The following is a 21,118-nucleotide window of genomic DNA, read 5'->3' as shown; positions in this document are numbered from 1 at the left end:
AATGAGAATGGTGGACCTAATTGCAAAAAAACGTGATGGACATGCATTAACGACAGAAGAAATTAACTTTATCGTTGAAGGATACACAAATGGTAGTATTCCAGATTATCAAATGAGTTCACTTGCAATGGCAATTTTCTTCCAAGATATGAATGATCAAGAACGTGCAGATTTAACGATGGCAATGGTAAATAGCGGTGATACAATTGACTTATCAGCCATTGAAGGGGTAAAAGTAGATAAGCATTCAACGGGTGGAGTTGGTGATACAACGACACTTGTATTAGGTCCATTAGTAGCTGCTTTAGGTGTACCAGTTGCGAAAATGTCTGGACGAGGTCTAGGACATACGGGTGGTACAATTGATAAATTAGAAGCAGTACCAGGATTCCATGTGGAAATTGAAAATGATGAATTCATGCGTCTTGTAAATGAAAATAAAATCGCTGTTATTGGTCAAAGTGGAAACTTAACACCTGCTGATAAAAAGTTATATGCGCTTCGTGATGTAACTGCAACAGTAAATTCAATTCCTCTTATCGCTAGCTCAATTATGAGTAAGAAAATTGCTGCTGGTGCAGATGCAATTGTTCTTGATGTAAAAACTGGAGCAGGCGCGTTTATGAAAACGGATGAAGATGCAAAGCGTTTAGCAGAAGCAATGGTACGCATCGGTAATAACGTTGGTCGTAATACGATGGCGGTTATTTCTGATATGAGTCAGCCGCTTGGTGAAGCAATTGGTAATGCATTAGAAGTACAAGAAGCAATTGATACATTACAAGGTAAGGGACCAAAAGATTTAGAAGAGTTATGTTTAACACTTGGAAGTCAGATGGTGTACCTTGCTGGACAAGCTTCATCTTTAGAAGATGCACGTGAAAAGTTAATTGAAGTAATGAACAATGGTAAAGCGCTAGAATCATTTAAAACGTTCTTATCCGCGCAAGGCGGCGATGCATCTGTTGTTGATGATCCTTCTAAATTGCCACAAGCACAATTTAAAATTGAAGTGGAAGCGAAAGAAGACGGTTACGTATTGGAAATCGTTGCAGATGAAATCGGAACAGCAGCAATGCTTTTAGGAGCAGGGCGTGCAACGAAAGAGTCTGAAATTGATTTAGCAGTTGGTCTAATGCTTCGCAAAAAAGTAGGCGATAGCGTGAAAAAAGGTGACTCTCTTGTTACAATTTACGCAAACCGCGAAAATGTTGAAGACGTAAAAGCGAAAATTTATGAGAACATGAAAATCGCTAAAGATCACGTAGATGCACCAACTTTAGTACACGGTATTGTAACGAAGTAATAAAGTGAAACTTTAATCAGTGGGGGGCTTTATCCCCACTGATTATTAGCCTTCACCAATCGGGCATTTACGGGCAGCCCGACCCAGACCTAACTTCTTTGCTTTCGCTGAATTTTGAGGTAGGGGTCTTACTGCCCGCAAATAACGGGATAAAAAAAGCTGAGGAGATTTCTCCTTGGCTTTTTTTACTATTTTTTGTTTATAATAGTAATGGGTGAAATTATGATTAGAATTTGTGCAATAACGAAAAAAAATGAAGTTTTATATGATGTTTCGCTAGAAGAAACGAAAAAAGAGAACATCATATGGTATTGGCTTGATTTATATAAGCCAACGAAAGAGGAGTATACATATATTTTACAAGATCACTTCAAGTTCCATCCCCTTGCAATTGAAGATTGTGTAGAGTATGTACAGAGACCAAAGGTAGATTTTTATGATGGATATAACTTTTTAGTTCTTCATGCATTCGGAGAAGACGGATTAGAACCGCATGAAATCGATTTATTTATTAGTGATCGATATATAGTCTCTTTCCATTTCTCTCATAACAATGCGATTGAAAGAGTATGGAAAACGCTCGGTGAAAAGAAACGTATTAAGAAGAGCCCTTTGCATGTAGCACATACAATTATTGACCAAATTGTAGATGATTATTTCGCACCTGTTTATTACATTGAAGACCATTTAAATGCAATTGATGATAATTTAACGGGTGAGACAGCAGGAAGTGTGCTAGAAGAAGTATTTGATATTCGCGCAGATTTATCTAAGCTAAGGCGTACGATTATTCCGATGCGTGATTTATTGTATCGTATATTAAATTCAACACGTTTTTACGGTATAAGCGATCATGAAATTTATTTTAAAGATATACATGATCATTTGCTTAAACTGACAGAGATGATTGAAGCGAGCCGTGAATTAACAGCAGATATTCGAGATAGTTACTTTTCGTTGAATTCCCACCATATGAACAATATTATGAAAACATTAACTGTTTTCTCAACTATTTTCATGCCGTTAACATTTATTGCAGGGGTATACGGCATGAACTTTGCACATATGCCAGAGCTTGGCGGGAAGTATAGTTATTTTATTTGCTTAATTTTAATGGCATTAATTGGCGGCGGAATGATGGCTTGGTTTTATAAAAAAGGTTGGTTTAAGTAAAAAAACACCGAGGATTTCCTCGGTGTTTTTTTCTTAGCCAATAGCGTGTAATACGAACATGGCTAAGAATAAGCATGTAATAATATACATGGACGGTGCGACTTCTTTACGCTTTCCAAGTGCAACTTTCAAGATAGGATAAGCAATAAATCCGAACGCAATGCCATCAGCGATACTATATGTGAGCGGGATCATAACGATAATTAAAAACGCTGGAAATCCTTCTGAAAAGTCGTTCAGAGGAATTTGTTGAATGCTTGTAATCATCAGACCGCCAATAATAATTAAGATTGGTGCAATGGCGCTGTCAGGAATTATTTTGACAAACGGAAGCGCAAACAGTGATGCGAAGAATAACAACCCTGTAACGATAGACGTCAGACCTGTCTTTCCGCCTGCAGTAATACCTGCGGCACTCTCTACTGTTGAAACGGTAGGGCTTGTGCCAAATAGACCACATGTCATTGCTGAAATTGCATTTGCTTGGTAAGCACGTGGGAATTTACGATCATCTTCTAATAAACCATGTAAAAGTCCCATGTTCTCAAAAATAAGCACCATGCTTAAGGAGAATGTTGCAATCCAAAATGGCAAGGAAGAAAGTTTCCCAAATGACATAGCTCCAAACACATCGCCATAATTAGCGAATGAAAACGAACTATTTCCCATTTGACTCGTATCAACAAGACCAAACAGCCATGCAATACCAGTTCCAATTGCAATCGTCCATAAAAAGCTTCCACGTACGTTACGCGCAAATAGTACAAGTGCGACAATAAGAGTAAGTAGTGTGGCAAGAACGACAGGACTACTTAATTTTCCCATTGCAACAGCAGTATTAGGATGCGAAACGACTAAACCACCTTTTTGCAAGCCGATGAAAGCTAAAAACAACCCGATACCGACAGTGATCGCTTCCTTTAATGACTTTGGAATCGATACCGAAAGCACGCGAGCAATCGGTGTAAAAGCAGCAATTGCAAAAATAATACCGGCGATAAAAACAGCTGCCAATGCTTCTTGCCAAGTTAAACCGAGCGTATGCACAGCAGTGTACGTGAAGAATGCATTTACACCCATACCAGGGACAAGAATAGCAGGTGCATTTGCCCAAAATGCCATGAGTAGACATCCGACAAATGAACTAAAAACAGTTGCCAAAATTCCTGCCTCAAGAGGAATGCCGGCATCTGATAAGATTGACGCATTTACAATCATAATATAAACAATTGTGAAAAATGACGTGACTCCAGCTAAAACTTCTTGTTTTGGTGATGTTTGGTGTAAGTCTAATTTAAATGTTCTTTCAAGTATTCCTTTCATGTTAAACCTTCTTTTTCATATCCCTCTCCCACCCGTGATATCTCTTATGTAAGAGCTCACCGTCCTTTATTATATCAGAACATCGTGTTTTTACAACAACGAAAATGATAACGGTTACTTATAAATGAGTTTATTTATAAATACGTAAAAATTGCCCGGATAGATGAAATGATTTCTAGTTCTCCTGATTGAATGGGCGGAGCTGCTTGCGCATGCAAAGTAGCATATGATGCGATCTCCCGTGGTAATTGGGCAGATTCTTCAACGAGTGAGAGGGGAACAGGATTAATATTTAAATTGTAGGTACTCGCAATTGTACGAGCTTTGTCTACTGCTTGTTGCAGAGCTTGAATGAGAGCTTGCTCATAATATTTATTTGGATGAGATATTCGAAAACGTAATCCTTTTGCTACGTTTGCCCCATTTGTAACGGCTATATCATATACTTCCCCTGCTTTTTGCACATTTAAAACGGTAATTTCATACAAATGCTCCACACGGTAGCCTTGTAGTAATGCTTTATCATTTACATATTCGTATTGAGGAGTAATCGTATAAGAAATGGTTTCTATATCTTTATCGGCAATACCTAGCTGTTTGAGTGCATCAAGCAATTGTTTCGATTGCACTGCATTTTCTTCTTGCGCCTGTTTTACATTTTTACTATCTGTTCGAATGCCCAGTGTTAATATGACAACATTTGGTTTTGCCTTTATAATGCCTTCTCCTTGTACAGTAATAGTAGCTTCTTTACCAGTATTTGTCGTACGGATATTATGTAAATACGGATTCATTCCACTTTGCATTTATGCTCACCATCCTTTTTTATATGTATATGTGTGAACAAAAAAGAAAATCTTATGAAAAAAGTTACATAAATGAGAATGTTGAGGGAAGAAAGCATATACAATATAGGTATTTATAGATTATAATATGTGTAAATATGATAAAAAAGGGACGAGGCTAGTGAACGAAAATAGAGAAACACTGATTTTAGATTTATCTGCATCATTTCGAAAGATGATACGTTTATTACAAAATGATATTAATATACGTTTTTCAGAGCATATGCCATATAATGAATTCTCTGTATTACGTGCGTTATTTTTAAAAAGTCCACAGATGGCTTCGCAAATTGCGAGTGAAGTAAACGTAACCTCCAGTCATATTACAGCTGTAACAGATCGTCTCGTGCGAAAAGGGTTTGTTGAAAGAAAACGTTCAAATTCGGACCGTCGTATCGTATACTTAGAAATTACTGAAAACGGAAGAGAAGTAACTGAAAAGCTTGAAGCTGTGCGTAAAGAATATTATAAAGAGAAATTTAAAGGTTGGAGCGACCAAGAGATAGAAATGGTTTTAGAACTATTTGGCCGCGTATTATAATAAATGAGGATAGGAAGCGAGAGCTTTCCTATCCTTTTTCTTTTGAATAAAAATATTTTGAAACTCCGATACTTTAATTAAACAGATCGGAGGAAAGATTATGAAATATATTGCTGCACTTACCATTTTACTTGGAAGTTTTTTCTGCTTTCATACATTCATGTACGCTGATACCCCTATCCAAGTGGTGCAAAAAGAAGTGAAGTACATTGAAAATGATAATACTGTCCTGTATTCGAAATTATGGGTTCGTTCTATGCAAAACGCAGTATTATTTCATCATAGCGATAATGTTCGTAATCAGGACACTTTGCGTAATGTAACAAGTTCATCGCTCGTTAAAGCGAAGCAATTACCATTTAAGAAAGCATCAATGTACATTCCAAGATTATCGCAATACGTATCAAAAGCAGGGAAAGAAAATATTCAAGTGCACTACATTGCGGTGCACTATAATGTGAAAAAAGAAAATGCGTATCAATTAAATGGTATGAACTATTTTCTGCAAGTATTTGTGAAAGAGCGCGGCGAATGGAAAATTGCTGAAAGTGTAGTCGCACCAACAGAGCAAATTGTACAAAATGGTGATGGGTTTGGGATGAAAGAAGAGAGGGGGTATGGAGATAGGAGAGAGAATGTGAAATAACCTCCTCTTAGTGAGGAGGTTATTTTATTTGAAATTCCAAGAGACCTTCAATCTCAATATTTTAGATAGAAGAAAATAGCTAATTATGCTTGTTCCGAATAAACCAACGTAAAAATTAAGCAGCGAATGGGTCCCGCCAATTATTAAACCGCCGCTAATTCCAATACAGAAAATAGCGCAGACCATAAATGTTTTTTGAAGCTTTGGATATAGTAAGAAACTACCATTCCGCTCATTGGCTGAACGAACATATAAATATATACCGAGTGGTAATAGAATAATTATATTTACAATAGGTCCAATTAATGTTTTTGCTGAAGGGATTTTTGAAAAGTTTGGTTCGTTGTGACGCACTCCATCTGAATCGGTATAAGCGCTTTGTGGATCATAACTAAAGTTAATATGAAAATTTTCTGCTGGACCAGAAATACGTATGTTTTCCATAAGACGTTGTATATTGCCATTGTCCTTATGAAATTCAGTATTTGAGTGAACAGCAATGACTCCTGAAATAAGTGATGGAAGTAACACTGGGAACATTAATAGAGCTGCAGTAAGAAATCCTTGCGATATAATATTCCCGGCAATTGTTCCTATACATAAGGCAAGTGTATAAATAGCGATTAATACAATTAACATGTATATAAAGTAACTATGAAATGGAGAAAATACTTGATATTTATTATGAAAAGTCAACTTTTTCATAATAGCAAATAGTCCCCAGTTTAAAACGATCATCGCAACGATATTACAGATTCCAAACAACCACTTTGTTATATAGAGGTGTGACCGTTTAAATGGCATAGACCATAGCAAGTCACTAGAGTTATTTTGTCTTTCCCATCCAATTAACGTACAAGCTAGAATGATAAGTACACTACCTAATAATATGACAGGGTCTATAAGTGTTAAATCAAAGCGGTAATGATATACATAGTTCCACTGTTTATTTTCTTTTAGAAAGTATTGTTGTTGAATAGAATCCATATAGTATTTATATGACAAAGTATAGAAGCTGACGAACCAAAATAGCCATACAACATATTTACTTTGTTGATACGTTCTTAACCATAGTGCTTTTTGAAACATAGGATCTCTCCTTTAAAAAACTTTATAATTTGTTAGGCGTGATAATATAAAATATGTGATGATTCCAGCGGCAAATATACCAATATAGTAACTAAACAAGAAATTTAAACTGTATATTTTATAGCCACCAAGTAAAGCGAAATATAGTGTCGTTCCCCATATCCATATTCGTAAATATTTTTGGAAAATAAATATCTTTTGACCGTTTTCATTTGGCGATCGTGCATATAAATATGTCCCAAGTAGTAAATAAAATATTGTATAGAAAATGGGGACTAACATTGATTTGGCTGAATAATACGCATGAGATGCTGGATCTCTTAAAGTAGTTGGATCTTTCTCACTCTTACGGGATTCTGGATCATACTGATAAGTGATAGAAAAGTGATCAATTGGTGCAACTATATTCGTTTTTTGATTGATTTCATAAAGCTGTTTATATAAATTGGTATTTCTAGTATCTATAGCATTTAAATGGTTTATTGTGAAAGTGTATAATAACGTAGTAAATGTAACCCCCGCTAGTAGCCACGGAATACAAAAAACAATCTGTGAAACAACACTTCCAGTAAAAGTACCGATACATAATGCAGCTGTATATACTGCAACATAAGAAACAATCGCATAAAGAAAGTATCGATGGAATGGACTAAATGATTGATATTCAAAATGGAATGTTGTTCTATAAATAACATACATAAGGATCCAATTTATAAGTAATGAACCTACAATACAAAATGAACCAAAAGCCCATTTAGATAAGAAAATATCTTTTCTATTAAAAGGCATTGCCATAAGTGTGCTATTAGATTGGTTACTACGTTCCCATCCCATTAATAAACAAGCTAAAGCAATGATAAGAACAGTTAACCAAAAACTATTACTTTGCCCTGACCAAAAGGAATAAAAATAATAATAGTGCTTTCCTTTTTCTTGTAATTCGTAATACGTAGTAAGTTGTGCTGCGGCTGCTTTATAGTATCCGACAGATAAAATATAAAATGTACTAAAGAAGAACAGTAGTACAGCATATTTCCCGCGCTTCCAATTCCACATCCACAACGCCTTATGAAACATACCCATCCCCCTCAAGTGTCGTAACGAAGACATCTTCAAGTGACATTGATAATTCTTCAATGAGTATTGGTTGCTCTTTATAAAACTTCTCCAGTGTTGTAGCCACATTTTCCTCAATTAAGATTGTATATACTTTTCCTGTTTGGTTTAATATTTTAATATTGCTTAAGTTTTCTAGTTTTTGAGGTAATGAACGTTCATAAGCAACTTGTATTTTGGCAAATCGTGATTTTGCATCATCTAGTGATGTAATAGAATCTACTGTATGTCCTTTTAAAATAATGATTGTATCGGCAATTTTTTCAACTTCATCTAAATGGTGAGTGGAGATGAAAATTGTAATTTCTTTTTCTGCTACTTCTTCAACGAGAAATTGTAGAATCTGTCTTTTAACGATAGGATCAAGTCCGTTTGTCGGTTCATCTAAAATGACATATTCTGCTTTTGCAGCGAAAGCTAAAATGATCGCAAGCAGTGCTTTCATTCCTTTTGAGTAACTACGAATACGTTTGTTTGGTAAATTAAAACGTTCTAATATTTCATAAAAATATTGTTCATCAAATGCTGTATAAACCGCTTTATAAAACTTTACGATTTCCTTCACTGTATATCCGTTTAATATGTTAGTAGAATCTGGAACGTATACAACTTTTTGTTTAATTTCAGGATGCATATGAACATCTGTATCCTCATATGTAACAGTTCCTTCATCGGGGTCTAAAATGCCGACCATCGTTCGTAATAAAGTTGTTTTCCCTGCGCCATTTCTTCCGAGCAATCCGACGATACTACCTTTTTGTAATGTGAAAGAAACATCGTCTAAAATCGTTTGGTTATCAATTGTTTTCTTCAAGTTTGTCACTTTCAACATCTGTATTTCCTCCAATCTCTTTATAGTATGAATCTATCCAATCGTGAATTTTATCTTTCGTAATCCCAAGATAAGAGGCTTCTAGTAATAATTGATGAAATTGCTTTTCAACCATAGCGATTTTCCTTTCGTCTAATGTTGGGGTAATCGATTGGGCTACAAATGTTCCTTTTCCTCGTAATGTTTCAATAATCCCTTGTCGCTCTAATTCTTGATAAGCTTTACTTACTGTATTTGGATTTATAACGAGCAAAGAAGCAAGTTCGCGTACAGAAGGAAGTTTATCACTTGGAGCTAACATATTTTTTAGTACGAGCTCTTTTATATTTTGAACAATTTGTTCCCATATCGGAGTGTTGCTTCTTGGATCAAGTTGAATATGCAAGAGCAATGTCTCCTTCCTGATGAGTATTAAGTGTACTACTACGTGTAATACACTTAATACAATATAGGTAATGAATTTATTTGTCAACTGAAAATAATAGAAAAATATGGTATTAAAAATGTATAAATTGGAAAAAATAAGTTTGATATAGAATGGAGGGTTAGTCATGAAGCGAGTTTTTGGAATACTTGTTTGTTTCATGTTATTGCTTTCTGGTACTTCAGTTAGTTTCGCACAATCTGAGAAAACGAAGCAGGAAAAAACAGAAGAAACCACGCCGAAGTTAGCGGAACAAGCGTCGTCAGCGATCGTAATTGAGCAAGATACAGGTAAAGTTTTGTTTGATAAAAATCCGAATGAAAAGTTACCACCTGCTAGTATGACAAAGATTATGACAATGCTATTAATTATGGAACAAGTTGAAAAAGGAAAACTAAAACTAAACGATAAAGTTAGAGCGAGTGAACACGCAGCTTCAATGGGCGGATCACAAATCTTTTTAGAACCTGGGGAAGAGATGACTGTAAATGAAATGTTAAAGGGCATTGCAATTGCATCTGGAAATGATGCATCGGTTGCAGTAGCTGAGCATATCGCTGGTTCAGAAGAAGGTTTCGTAAATATGATGAACAAAAAAGCGAAAGATCTAGGATTGAAAAATACACATTTTCAAAATCCGACAGGTCTTCCAGCGAAAGATCATTATTCTACAGCGAATGATATGGCTATTATGGCGAAAGAGTTGATGAAGTATCCACTTATTCGAAAATACACAGGTAAATATGAAGACTATTTACGTGAAAATACGGATAAGAAGTTTTGGCTTGTTAATACGAATAAGCTAGTACGTTTTTATCCTGGAGTAGATGGAGTGAAAACAGGCTTTACGACAGAAGCGAAATATTGTTTAACGGCATCGGCTGAGAAGAATGGTATGCGTGTTATTTCAGTTGTAATGGGAGCACCTACATCAAAAGAGCGGAACAATCAAGTAACGAAGCTTCTTGATTATGCATTTGGACAATACATGACAAAGAAATTATATACACGTGGTGAGAAAATTAAGACTGTACAAGTAGGAAAAGGTAAGGAAGAAAAAGTAGATTTAGTTGCGTCAGACAATGTGTCTCTTCTTATGAAGAAGGGCGAAAATATGGACAAAGTTAAACAAGAAGTGATTGCTGAAAAGAAAGTGAAGGCACCGATTAAAAAAGGTGATGCACTTGGCACACTTGTTATTAAAAGAGATAAAGATGTTTTATTAAAACAAACAATTGTAGCGAAAGAAGATGTTGAGGCAGCGAGCTGGTGGGAGTTATTTAAAAGAAGTTTTGGGATGTTTTCAACATCAAAATAGCGGCGGAAATTTTGATGTTTTTCTGTTCGTATTTACTGAAATAATTGCTGAAAGGTTTCACTTTATGACGAAATAGTTCTTCTTTTGTCAGTAGGAAGGATTCTGATTTTATATCACGAAAATCTTATGTTAATGAGTAAAGTTTGAGCATAAGGAGGAAATCGTGTGAGTCTTTCCATGCATTTAGAAGTAAAACGTGACGTCTTATGTGTGAGGCTAGAGGGCGAGTTAGATCATCATACTGCTGAAGAGTTGCGAACGAAAGTCACAGATATGATTGAGACACATGGTGTTCATCATATTGTTTTGAGCCTAGAGAACTTAACATTTATGGATAGTTCTGGTTTAGGCGTTATATTAGGCCGATATAAACATGTAAAGGGATTAGGTGGAGAGATGGTTGTCTGTGCAATTTCACCGCCCGTTAAACGTTTATTTGAAATGTCAGGTCTATTCAAAATTGTTCGTTTAGAAGAAAGTGAAGCGCATGCGCTCGCTACGTTGGGGGTGGCGTAGATGAGAAATGAAATGAACCTTCAATTTTCAGCGTTAAGTCAGAATGAATCATTCGCTCGTGTTACGGTAGCTGCTTTTATTGCGCAATTAGACCCGACGATGGAAGAACTAACAGAGATTAAAACAGTTGTGTCAGAAGCGGTTACAAATGCAATTATTCATGGGTATGAAGGAAATGCAGAAGGTGTTGTTTATATTTCAGTGATTTTGGAAGAAGCGATGGTGAAACTCACGATTCGAGATGAAGGGATTGGTATCTTTAACTTAGATGAAGCAAGACAACCCCTTTTTACAACTAAACCTGAATTAGAGCGTTCCGGAATGGGATTTACTATCATGGAAAATTTTATGGATGAAGTAGAAGTTATTTCAAACGAATCTTTCGGGACAACAATCCATTTGACAAAATACTTATCAAATAGTAACGCTCTATGCAATTAAGGAGAATAGCCAATGGACATAGAGGTCAGAAATGAGAAGAAGAAACCTCAGTTAAAGGACCACGAGCTAAAAGCGTTAATTCAAAAAAGTCAAGATGGAGATCAACAAGCGAGAGATACAATCGTTCAAAGTAATATGCGTCTCGTATGGTCGGTTGTACAGCGATTTCTTAATCGAGGATACGAACCAGACGATTTATTTCAAATTGGATGTATTGGGCTCTTAAAATCGGTAGATAAATTTGATTTATCTTTCGACGTGAAATTTTCAACATATGCAGTTCCAATGATTATCGGTGAAATACAACGATTTTTACGTGATGATGGATCAGTGAAAGTAAGTAGATCTTTAAAAGAAACAGGAAACAAAGTCCGAAAGATGAGAGACGAGCTTTCGAAAGAATTTGGAAGGGCTCCAACGATTAATGAGGTAGCAGAGGCTCTTGAACTAACGCCGGAAGAAGTTGTCCTGGCGCAAGAAGCGAGTCGTGCTCCTTCGTCGATACATGAAACTGTGTATGAAAACGATGGAGATCCAATTACTATTTTAGATCAAATTGCAGATCAATCGGAAACGAAATGGTTTGATAAAATTGCTTTAAAAGAAGCAATTAGAGAATTGGATGAACGAGAAAGGCTAATTGTGTATTTGCGCTATTATAAAGACCAAACCCAATCAGAAGTAGCGGAGCGCATAGGCATTTCGCAAGTACAAGTTTCAAGACTTGAAAAGAAAATATTAAAACAGATGAAAGATCGAATAGATGAATAGCTATCTATTCGATTTTTTTTATTGTCACGAAAAGGAGAAGATTACAACTATCGCTAAAAAATTTACAGAATTTATTGGTAATTTAGTTAATTTAAACTATAATCCAAATATGAACTTGTCACAAAGGGGGAAGGAAACATGGAAACGAGGCAACAATGGGGAACGAGGGCTGGATTTATTTTTGCAGCAATCGGTTCCGCTGTTGGACTAGGGAATATATGGCGTTTTCCTTATACAGCGTATGAAAACGGGGGAGGCGCATTCTTTTTACCGTACTTATTTGCATTATTAACGACTGGTATTTCATTGTTAGCTTTCGAGTTTGCTCTTGGGCATCGTCATCGTGGTTCGGCGCCACTTACATTCTTCCGTATTCATCGACGTGCTGAATTTATTGGATGGTGGCAAATGTGTGTGACATTTATTGTTTCAACATATTACGCTGTAATCATTGCTTGGTCTATTTCGTATACGTACTTTGCAATTACTGGAGCATGGGGGAAAGACACGCAATCATTTTTATTTAAAGAATATTTACATGTTGCAGATAAGCCAGGACAATTCGGGGGGCTCGTACCAGAAGTATTAATTCCGTTAGCTCTCGTTTGGATTATTGTGCTTGGTGTTGCGTTTAAAGGAGTTAAAAAAGGAATCGAAGTTGTTAACCGCATTTTTATTCCTTTACTAGTTGTTATGTTCCTTATTATCGTTGTTCGTGCAGTGACGATGGAAGGTGCGATGCAGGGGCTAGATGCATTCTTTAAACCAGATTGGAGTCGTATTTTTGATGGGAAAGTATGGCTTGCTGCTTACGGTCAAATTTTCTTTAGTTTATCTTTAGCATTCGGAATTATGATTACGTATTCTAGTTATTTACCGAAAAACTCAGATACAACAAATAATGCTTTTATTACAGGATTTGCAAATTCAGGATTTGAATTATTGGCAGGTATTGGTGTCTTTGCAGCTCTTGGATTTATGGCGAATAACATGGGGGTACCGGTTGAGAAAGTAGCTAGTGCTGGTGTAGGACTTGCATTTGTAGTATTCCCGCAAATTATTAATGAGTTACCGATGTCGCCGTTATTTGGTGTATTATTCTTCTTATCTCTAACTGTTGCTGGAATTACATCACTCATTTCACTTGCAGAAGTATGCTTTGCCGCTGTATCTGAAAAATTCAGCTTGAGTCGTCAAAAGACGATTGGAATTATGGGAACGCTATTAGTATTAGTTTCTCTTGTTTTTGCAACACGTGGTGGACTTATGTTCCTAGATGTTGTTGATTACTTCGCTAACAATTTTGGATTGATTACAATTGCACTCGTTGAAGTAGTTACAATAGGACTAATCTTGCGCCGTTTACCAGTTTATCAAAATCATGCAAATTTTGTATCTGATATAAAGTTAGGAACGTTTTGGAGAGTGAGTTTACTCGTTATTACTCCACTTATGTTAGGGTATATGTTAATTGATGGTACAATCCAAAACATTAAAAAGAACTACGGAGGTTATCCAACAGAGTTTGTTGTAACGTATGGCTGGTCGATAGCGGCAGCGTTTCTTATAGTTGCACTAGTCATTAGTCTGAAGAAATGGAATGCACAAATACATTCAGACTCTGTCCAGCTTGAAAAAGAATGGAAGGACCGAGGTGTTTCATGATGAGTGGATCAGCGATTATGATGATGGTTATAGGTATGGTAGTCATTTGGGGAGGACTTGCATTAAGTATTGCAAATTTATTTAAGAAAAAGGCATAAGCTAAAAACATCTGTACCGAAATGGTACAGATGTTTTTTTTATGAAAAAATTGTATTAGAAAAAATTCCAATAACCATACTACAACTACGAGGAAGAGTGAAGGGGTGAATGAAAATTGGAACAAACGATTTATATTAAAATGCGCAATCGCTTAAAAGTGTCTCCTACGTATGAAGTAAAGCTGAGCGATGTTGCTCAACTTGCCGGAGATTCTTTTGTAGTTGAGTTGTTACAAAATGAAATAGTCTACAAAATAACAGCGCATGATAAAACACATGTTGTAATTGATGTTATGAAAGTGATTGAGATTATTCAACAAAAAGCGGCTCACATACAAATTAATTTACTTGGTTCTGGACAAACTCTTGTTGAAATTATATATGAAAAAAAGAAAGTGCATCCGGTTTTCTTCGGACTTGTATGGTTGTTACTTTTCATTGGAGCGGCCCTTGCGATCATTTATTTCCATGAAGATGTAAGTATGCAACAAGTACACCAACGGTTATATTACATGATTACTGGAGAATTTAAGGCGCAACCACTTTTATTTCAAATTCCTTATTCATTAGGTCTTGGATTAGGTATGGTCTTATTTTTTAATCATGTATTTCAAAAGAGAATTAATGAAGAGCCGAGCCCGTTAGAAGTTGAGATGTTTCAATATCAGCAGTCGCTTGATCAATATGTAATTGTTCATGAAAACAAGGATAATATGAAACAGATTGCTGATGATTGAGTGTGCATTTGTTGTATTAATTGGCTTAGCTGGAGGGATTGCAGTAGGTAGCGGATATGTCGCGTTTTTAGCTGTACTTGGTATAATCCCTCGTTTAGCTCAATTAACGAGAAGTGGAAAGCATATTCAATACTTTGAGTGGGCGGTCATTGCAGGTACTTTAACAGGGGCTTGGTGTAGTTTGAAAAATATTACATTTCAAACGTCACAATATTGGCTTGTTATATTAGGGATATTTTGTGGCACATTCATTGGAATGCTCGCTGCGGCGTTAACGGAAGTGTTAAACGTTTTACCTATTTTAGCGAAACGAGTAAGGGTAGAGGAGAAAATTATTGTTTTACTCGTTGCTCTTGTACTTGGGAAAGTAATAGGCTCGTTGTTTCACTGGATTTATTTCGTAAAGTAGGAGGCAATATATATGGCAGGGCGAAAATTGAAGGACGATTACATAAATAAAGTGAAGGAGTACCATCCAAAACCGAACTATTTCATAAATTGTGTGAAGGCATTTCTTGTTGGTGGACTCATTTGTACAGTCGGAGAAATATTGATGAAATTTTATATACATTATTTTCACTTTAGTGAACAAGAGGCGGGAAATCCGACAGTTGCAACGCTTGTTTTATTGTCGGCGATTTTAACAGGGTGTGGTGTATATGATAAAATCGGGCAGTTTTCTGGAGCGGGATCAGCAGTACCAGTTACTGGATTTGCGAATTCTATGGCGAGTGCCGCACTAGAGCATAGGAGTGAAGGGATTGTTCTAGGAATCGCTACTAACATGTTTAAGCTTGCAGGAAGTGTCATTGTATTTGGAGTCGTCGGTGCATACATTATCGGGTTAATAAGATATACATTTCAAATTTTAATGTCTTAAAGGAGGGGTGGGTATGAGATTGACAGGAAAACAAACGTGGGTATTTCAAAATGATATCTTCGTGAATGCAACTGGTACTGCTGTCGGTCCGAAAGAAGCTGAAGGCCCTCTTGGAAAGGATTTTGATATTTCATATTCTGACTTACATTGCGGAGAGGAAAACTGGGAACTTGCTGAACGAAGGTTAATGTCAGACTCAATTCAACAAGCGATGCAAAAAGGGAATATAAAAAAATCGCAAATTGATTTCTTTTTAGCGGGAGATTTATTAAACCAAACAGTGACAGCAAATTATGTTGCTCGTGAGTATGGTATTCCTTTTTTAGGGATGTTCAGCGCTTGTGCGACGTCAATGGAAACGTTGGCGATTGGATCAGCTTTTATAGATGGTGGATTTGCGAATCGTATTTTAGCTACAGTAAGTAGTCATAATGCGACGGCTGAAAGACAATTTCGTTCCCCAACAGAATACGGAGGACAAAAGCCAGGGACAGCAAACTCAACTGTTACCGGAGCAGGGTCAATATTAATTAGCAATGAGGAGAGTGCAATTAAAATAACAGCAGCAACAATTGGTAAAGTGCAAGATTTAGGAATTGCTAATCCTTTAGATATGGGATCAGCGATGGCACCAGCTGCTGCTCATACAATTCAACAACATTTTGAAGATTTGAGAAGAAGTGCAGCTGATTATGATCTTATTGTTACTGGTGATTTATCGGCTGTTGGGACACCAATTGCGAAACAACTTTTACTTGAGGAAGGGTATGATTTGGGGAATGTATACAATGATTGTGGATTAATGATTTACAATTCAAATCAAGAAGAAGTGTTTGCAGGGGGCAGTGGTTGTGCTTGTTCAGCTGTTGTAACATACGGCCATTTATTGCGTGAAATGCAAAAAGGGAATTTACAAAGAATTTTTGTCGTTGCAACTGGAGCTCTATTAAGCCCCATGATGATGCAACAGAAGGAAACGATTCCAACGATTGCGCATGGTGTTGTGTTTGAAAGCGTTAAAGGAGAGTGAATTGTGGATTTTATATATGCATTTCTTGTAGGAGGAGCTATTTGTGTAATTGGACAAGTGTTGCTAGATTTCGCAAAGTTAACACCGGCACATTTAATGGCAACTTTTGTAGTCGCCGGAGCTATTTTAGACGGATTCGGATTGTACGATCAGCTTATAAAATTTGCAGGTGCTGGGGCAACAGTCCCTATTACAAGTTTTGGACACTCACTATTGCACGGGGCAATGCATGCAGCAGAAAAACATGGATATTTAGGAATTGGAATCGGTATGTTTAGCTTAACGTCTGCGGGGATTTCAGCAGCGATATTATTTTCATTTTTTGTTGCACTTATATGTAAACCGAAAGGATAAATCAAATGAGACGAAGGGTTGTTTTGGTCACAGATGGAGATGAATATGCAAAGCGGACAATTGAGCTGTTAACAAAGGAATTTGGGGGGAGGTGTATTTCAGCATCGCAAAGTAATCCGACCAAATTGACAGGGAAGAAAGTTGTTGAGCTTATTATGCAAACGCCATATGACCCTGTATTTGTCATGTTTGATGACAGCGGATTTATAGGAGAAGGATCTGGTGAAAAGGCGTTAAAGTATGTCGCAACACATAAACAAGTTGATGTACTCGGTATTTTAGCAGTAGCATCTAATACACATCATTGGGAATGGGCGCGTGTAGATGTAAGTGTAGATCGGAATGGGAATTTGACAGAATATGGCGTTGATAAATTTGGACTCCCAGATGGTGAAATTGGCAGGATTAGTGGGGATACGATTTATTGTTTAGATGGTCTGAATGTTCCTGTCATAGTGGGGGTCGGTGATATTGGCAAGATGTGTGGAAATGATGAATGGGAGAGAGGATCACCTATTACTAGAAAGGCGATTCAATTAATTTTGGAAAGGAGTGGCTTTTATGACGAAGCCTAAAAAAGTGAATATCCCGATTTCATCTTTTTTAAGTGATAATGAAAATTATTTAAAGCAAACAGTTGGGCTTGGTGTTACATACGATGTTGGCATTCGTAAATTTCAAATTTTAAATAAAGAAATTGGTGTGTTATTTGTAAATGGACTTTGTGATACGAATTATATTATCCCTATTTTAGAAGAAGCGGTGGATACAAATGAAATAAGGGATGTAGAAGAAGATACAGTAAAGCTTTTAGAGAATCGTTTAATTCATCAACAAGTAAGTAAAGTAAAAACGATGGATGATGTAATGCTCCAAGTATTATCAGGACTCATTGTTATATTTGTGGAAGGTGAAACTGAAGCGTTCGCAATAGATGTTCGTAGTTATCCGGGCCGGACACCCACAGAACCAGATACAGAAAAGGTAGTGCGTGGTGCAAGGGATGGATTTGTTGAAAATATCGTTGTAAATACAGCGTTAATTCGTAGAAGAATACGCGATCCACGTCTTCGAAATGAAATGATTCGAGTAGGGGATAGATCGCAAACGGATATTTGTATTACATATGTACAAGATGTTGCAAATCCGGATTTAGTTAAGATTATAAAACAAGAATTAAATAATATTGAAGTAGATGGGATTACGATGGCGGATAAAACGGTAGAAGAATTTGTAGTGAAACAAGGTTATAATCCATTCCCGCTTATCCGATACACAGAGAGACCAGATGTAGCAGCAAATCATCTGTTAGAAGGACATGTGTTAGTACTCGTTGATACATCACCAAGTGCTATGATCACTCCAACAACATATTTTCACCATTTACAGCATGCAGAAGAGTTTAGACAAAATCCAGCTGTAGGTACATTTTTACGTTGGGTACGTTTTTTAGGTGTTATATTTTCGCTATTCTTACTGCCATTTTGGCTAGTTTTTGTTTTTGATCCGACTCTTTTACCGGAAAGCCTTGCTTTCATTGGACCAAATAAGATGACGCATTTACCGATTTTATTACAAATTTTGATGGCGGAAGTCGGACTCGAATTTTTAAGAATGGCCGCCATTCATACACCGACATCATTGTCGTCGGCAGCAGGATTAATTTCTGCCATATTAATTGGTCAAATTGCAATTGATGTAGGTTTGTTTGTACCAGAAGTTATTTTATACGTAGCCGTTTCTATGATTGGGTCATTTGCAACGCCGAGTTATGAACTTGGACTTGGAAATAAGGTCGGAAAATTGTTTGTCATTATTTTAACAGGCATATTTCATGAAATGGGATTTGTCATTGGAATGACGATGTTGATTCTGTTTTTAACATCTATAAGAAGTTTGCAAACACCGTATTTATGGCCGTTTTTACCGTTTGATTGGGGCGCGTTAACGAAAATTTTACTTCGTCCAACTATGTCTAGTTTAAAGGTTCGTCCAAGTATTGTAAGACCTCAAAATGTGCGAAGACAAAAATAAGCGGGAGTATGCTCCGCTTATTTTTTATTGAAAATTTATTGTTTTTTTAACAAAAATCAAACATTTTTTTTGTACAATTAGAGTAGATATTGTGTATGGAAGGGGAAGAGGACATGATTAAACTATTTGTAAGTGATTTAGATGATACACTCGTTTACAATATGAATGATATGCAAAAAGAAGATGAACGAGCGCTTTGTTGGCTAGCTGAAAACGGGACAAATATTTGTTTTGCCTCTGGCCGTTTTACTCACCGAATTGATGAGGCGGTAAAAAGGTTTTCGTTCCCGTATTACACAACTAGTTTAAATGGAGCGACAATGATACTACCGGATGGAAAAGTATTTCATGAATCGAGTTTTGAAGATGGGGTTGCCCAGGAAATATATCGATATATACATAAAAAGGGACTAGCAGATATTGTTTGTGCAAATGAGCAGCGATATACAAAAAGGAAGAATGAACATCACCATACTTTTGAAGAGTATATGGGAGTGCATATTGCTGAAATCGAAGAGTTAGAAGAGGAATTTGGGAAGACTGTACATCCTGCGAAATTATTTGTTTTTGGCGAAGAAGAAAAAATTGTAGCATTAGATCAAGAGTTGAGAGATACATTTCATAGCGAAGCGGAAGTCTTTATATCGGGTAAGCGATATGTTGACATTATGCCAAGAGGTGTAAGTAAAGGAAGCGCTCTGAAGCGGTTAATGGAACATTTACAAATTGAAGCAAATGAAGTTGCATGTATTGGAGATTCTTTCAATGATATTTCTATGTTTGAAGTAACCCCGCACTCCTTCACCCTCCATCATGCCCATCCGTATGTGAAGGAGAAAGCAAATCATGTTGTCCGTTCGGTTGAAGAAGCTATTATGAAATTACCGTTACTTGTATAAAAAAGAAGCTCGTCACTGGCGAGCTTCTTTTTTTACTTGAATAAAGATTTAACGAAATCAATGATACTAGAGAAGAAATCTTTTACTTTATCTAGGAAACTTTGCCCTTCTTCAGATCCTAAGAAGGCAGACACATGGTCTTTTGCTTTCTCTAATTGGCTACCAACTTGGTTCCAATCGATATTAAGATTTTTCATTTTATCAAATAACGATACTAAGTTATCCAACTGTTCATCTGTTAATGTAATACCGAGTTGATCAGCAATTTTTTTAATTAATGTACGTAAATCTTCAGTTGTTTTTGGCTGTTCTTTTGCAATTTCTTCTTTAATTTTTGCAACAAGTTGAACTGCTTTTTCTTCGCCGATTTTATCACCAAGCTGGGCTGTTTGTACCATTTCTTCATTGGCTACTTTTTTTACTTCTTCAGGAATGGCTTTGTTTGATGTTGTTTCATAGGCCTTCATTAAACCTGTTAAAGCAGCAGTTCCTGAAACTTTAAATGGTGCAGTAATTTGAATCTCTGCATCTTTCACACCTGCTGTAATAAGTGCATTTGTGTACATTGCATCTGTTATCGAATTAATGTTTTTTGAGCGTACAATGAGACCTGACCCTGGTTTTGTGTATGTAATCATAGAAGAGGAAATTGCTCTCGTACCAATTTGCGCTTTTGGAACGATGCCCTCTAGAAATTTATGTTCTTCCGCATTAGATACAGTAATAATTTGTGCATCTTTTGGTGCTTTCATTTCTTTCAAAAGATCTTGTTTCTGTTGTTCAGATAAGTTTTCTCCTAGTGTAACAATTGATTCTCCCTCAATGATGTCTGCAAATGAAGCTGTTGGCATAATAAATACGGCTACAGCTAATAGCAGAGCTAGTAATTTCGTTTTCACGAAAAATCGCTCCCTTTCTCTTTCTTAAATTTTCGGGCAACACAGTTATTATAGTATATTTTTCTTATTTGTCACCTAGCTTCTTCCACATTTCAAAAAAGAAGTATGCAGATTGTCGGATTCTTTTTGTTTCTCGTCATGAATATGGTAATATAGTGCTGAGATAGTTGAAAGGAGACAT

At 36.4% G+C, this 21,118-nt stretch carries 25 protein-coding genes; 18 read left to right on the top strand and 7 right to left on the bottom strand.

What is annotated here, in order from left to right; all coding sequences use genetic code 11:
* The first annotated feature begins 1 nt into the window (after position 1).
* Both MR066_RS10290 and corA read left to right on the top strand, forming a co-directional pair.
* Positions 2-1,306, top strand: coding sequence for a pyrimidine-nucleoside phosphorylase (locus tag MR066_RS10290; protein WP_242247015.1), 1,305 nt, complete (start codon positions 2-4; stop codon positions 1,304-1,306).
* A 210-nt stretch (positions 1,307-1,516) separates the two neighbouring features.
* Positions 1,517-2,479, top strand: coding sequence for a magnesium/cobalt transporter CorA (corA, locus tag MR066_RS10285; RefSeq protein WP_002067031.1), 963 nt, complete (start codon positions 1,517-1,519; stop codon positions 2,477-2,479).
* Between the two features lie 33 nt (positions 2,480-2,512).
* On the opposite strand, the gene MR066_RS10280 is transcribed toward corA, so the two are convergent.
* A complete protein-coding gene (locus tag MR066_RS10280) occupies positions 2,513-3,802 on the bottom strand; it encodes an NCS2 family permease (RefSeq protein ID WP_002033892.1) in 1,290 nt (429 codons plus the stop codon).
* Between the two features lie 134 nt (positions 3,803-3,936).
* Positions 3,937-4,608 carry an SIMPL domain-containing protein gene (locus tag MR066_RS10275; RefSeq protein ID WP_002138209.1) on the bottom strand — a complete coding sequence of 224 codons (672 nt, stop codon included), beginning with the start codon at positions 4,606-4,608 and terminating at the stop codon, positions 3,937-3,939.
* Between the two features lie 160 nt (positions 4,609-4,768).
* Here MR066_RS10275 and MR066_RS10270 point away from each other — a divergent pair, with 160 nt between their 5' ends.
* Together MR066_RS10270 and MR066_RS10265 are read left to right on the top strand one after the other, a co-directional pair.
* Positions 4,769-5,188 carry a MarR family winged helix-turn-helix transcriptional regulator gene (locus tag MR066_RS10270; protein ID WP_242247013.1) on the top strand — a complete coding sequence of 140 codons (420 nt, stop codon included), beginning with the start codon at positions 4,769-4,771 and terminating at the stop codon, positions 5,186-5,188.
* Between the two features lie 100 nt (positions 5,189-5,288).
* On the top strand, positions 5,289-5,834 hold the full coding sequence (locus MR066_RS10265) for a hypothetical protein (protein WP_113937134.1): 546 nt from the start codon (positions 5,289-5,291) through the stop codon (positions 5,832-5,834).
* Between the two features lie 24 nt (positions 5,835-5,858).
* Here MR066_RS10265 and MR066_RS10260 read toward each other — a convergent pair whose 3' ends face one another.
* Genes MR066_RS10260 through MR066_RS10245 form a run of 4 tightly spaced genes read right to left on the bottom strand, consistent with a single transcriptional unit; the run spans position 5,859 to position 9,256 of the window.
* Positions 5,859-6,923: an ABC transporter permease subunit gene (locus MR066_RS10260; RefSeq protein WP_242247011.1), complete on the bottom strand. Its 1,065-nt coding sequence runs from the start codon at positions 6,921-6,923 to the stop codon at positions 5,859-5,861.
* A gap of 12 nt (positions 6,924-6,935) precedes the next feature.
* On the bottom strand, positions 6,936-8,000 hold the full coding sequence (locus MR066_RS10255) for an ABC transporter permease (protein WP_219303477.1): 1,065 nt from the start codon (positions 7,998-8,000) through the stop codon (positions 6,936-6,938).
* A complete protein-coding gene (locus tag MR066_RS10250; protein WP_149190883.1) occupies positions 7,990-8,871 on the bottom strand; it encodes an ABC transporter ATP-binding protein in 882 nt (293 codons plus the stop codon). Before MR066_RS10250 ends, MR066_RS10255 begins: the two co-directional genes overlap by 11 nt.
* Positions 8,837-9,256, bottom strand: coding sequence for a GntR family transcriptional regulator (locus MR066_RS10245; RefSeq protein WP_002033900.1), 420 nt, complete (start codon positions 9,254-9,256; stop codon positions 8,837-8,839). The genes MR066_RS10250 and MR066_RS10245 overlap by 35 nt, the downstream gene beginning before the upstream one ends.
* 166 nt (positions 9,257-9,422) lie before the next feature.
* On the opposite strand from MR066_RS10245, the gene dacF reads away from it, so the two are divergent.
* The 14 genes from dacF (at position 9,423) to MR066_RS10175 (ending at position 20,038) form a co-directional block, all read left to right on the top strand.
* Positions 9,423-10,613 carry a serine-type D-Ala-D-Ala carboxypeptidase DacF gene (gene dacF / locus MR066_RS10240; RefSeq protein WP_002088461.1) on the top strand — a complete coding sequence of 397 codons (1,191 nt, stop codon included), beginning with the start codon at positions 9,423-9,425 and terminating at the stop codon, positions 10,611-10,613.
* Between the two features lie 165 nt (positions 10,614-10,778).
* Complete coding sequence (gene spoIIAA / locus MR066_RS10235) at positions 10,779-11,129, top strand: anti-sigma F factor antagonist (RefSeq protein WP_002088460.1); 351 nt, start codon at positions 10,779-10,781, stop codon at positions 11,127-11,129.
* Positions 11,130-11,570, top strand: a complete 441-nt coding sequence (spoIIAB, locus tag MR066_RS10230) for an anti-sigma F factor (RefSeq protein ID WP_001243400.1) — start codon at positions 11,130-11,132, stop codon at positions 11,568-11,570. It begins immediately after the preceding gene.
* A gap of 12 nt (positions 11,571-11,582) precedes the next feature.
* Positions 11,583-12,341 (top strand): RNA polymerase sporulation sigma factor SigF, encoded by a 759-nt coding sequence (gene sigF / locus MR066_RS10225; RefSeq protein ID WP_002111619.1) that lies wholly within the window; start codon positions 11,583-11,585, stop codon positions 12,339-12,341.
* A 138-nt stretch (positions 12,342-12,479) separates the two neighbouring features.
* Entirely contained in the window at positions 12,480-14,006 is a 1,527-nt protein-coding gene (locus tag MR066_RS10220) for a sodium-dependent transporter (RefSeq protein ID WP_242247009.1), read from the top strand.
* A complete protein-coding gene (locus MR066_RS10215) occupies positions 14,006-14,104 on the top strand; it encodes a methionine/alanine import family NSS transporter small subunit (protein ID WP_000016829.1) in 99 nt (32 codons plus the stop codon). Before MR066_RS10220 ends, MR066_RS10215 begins: the two co-directional genes overlap by 1 nt.
* 116 nt (positions 14,105-14,220) lie before the next feature.
* Positions 14,221-14,841, top strand: coding sequence for a stage V sporulation protein AA (locus tag MR066_RS10210; RefSeq protein ID WP_002067040.1), 621 nt, complete (start codon positions 14,221-14,223; stop codon positions 14,839-14,841).
* Positions 14,834-15,250: a stage V sporulation protein SpoVAB gene (gene spoVAB / locus MR066_RS10205; RefSeq protein WP_016092269.1), complete on the top strand. Its 417-nt coding sequence runs from the start codon at positions 14,834-14,836 to the stop codon at positions 15,248-15,250. Before MR066_RS10210 ends, spoVAB begins: the two co-directional genes overlap by 8 nt.
* Before the next feature lie 12 nt (positions 15,251-15,262).
* Complete coding sequence (gene spoVAC / locus MR066_RS10200; RefSeq protein WP_002088449.1) at positions 15,263-15,721, top strand: stage V sporulation protein AC; 459 nt, start codon at positions 15,263-15,265, stop codon at positions 15,719-15,721.
* 13 nt (positions 15,722-15,734) lie between these two features.
* On the top strand, positions 15,735-16,751 hold the full coding sequence (spoVAD, locus tag MR066_RS10195; protein WP_002088448.1) for a stage V sporulation protein AD: 1,017 nt from the start codon (positions 15,735-15,737) through the stop codon (positions 16,749-16,751).
* A 3-nt stretch (positions 16,752-16,754) separates the two neighbouring features.
* Positions 16,755-17,105: a stage V sporulation protein AE gene (gene spoVAE / locus MR066_RS10190; protein WP_113937140.1), complete on the top strand. Its 351-nt coding sequence runs from the start codon at positions 16,755-16,757 to the stop codon at positions 17,103-17,105.
* Positions 17,106-17,110: 5 nt separating this feature from the next.
* The gene (gene spoVAEA / locus MR066_RS10185) at positions 17,111-17,680 is read left to right on the top strand and encodes a stage V sporulation protein SpoVABEA (protein WP_002088445.1); all 570 of its coding nucleotides are present in this window, start codon (positions 17,111-17,113) and stop codon (positions 17,678-17,680) included.
* Positions 17,667-19,139: a spore germination protein SpoVAF gene (gene spoVAF / locus MR066_RS10180; protein WP_113937141.1), complete on the top strand. Its 1,473-nt coding sequence runs from the start codon at positions 17,667-17,669 to the stop codon at positions 19,137-19,139. The genes spoVAEA and spoVAF overlap by 14 nt, the downstream gene beginning before the upstream one ends.
* A 95-nt stretch (positions 19,140-19,234) precedes the next feature.
* A complete protein-coding gene (locus MR066_RS10175) occupies positions 19,235-20,038 on the top strand; it encodes a Cof-type HAD-IIB family hydrolase (RefSeq protein ID WP_002067045.1) in 804 nt (267 codons plus the stop codon).
* Positions 20,039-20,070: 32 nt separating this feature from the next.
* On the opposite strand, the gene MR066_RS10170 is transcribed toward MR066_RS10175, so the two are convergent.
* The gene (locus MR066_RS10170; RefSeq protein ID WP_242247007.1) at positions 20,071-20,937 is read right to left on the bottom strand and encodes a DUF1002 domain-containing protein; all 867 of its coding nucleotides are present in this window, start codon (positions 20,935-20,937) and stop codon (positions 20,071-20,073) included.
* Positions 20,938-21,118 lie beyond the last annotated feature (181 nt).

The sequence above is a fragment of the Bacillus cereus group sp. BfR-BA-01523 genome (genome assembly GCF_022662615.1).
Classification (GTDB): Bacteria; Bacillota; Bacilli; order Bacillales; family Bacillaceae_G; genus Bacillus_A; species Bacillus_A mycoides.
Note: the sequence above shows the minus strand (reverse complement) of the source record. Positions and strands in the feature narration are given on the sequence as shown.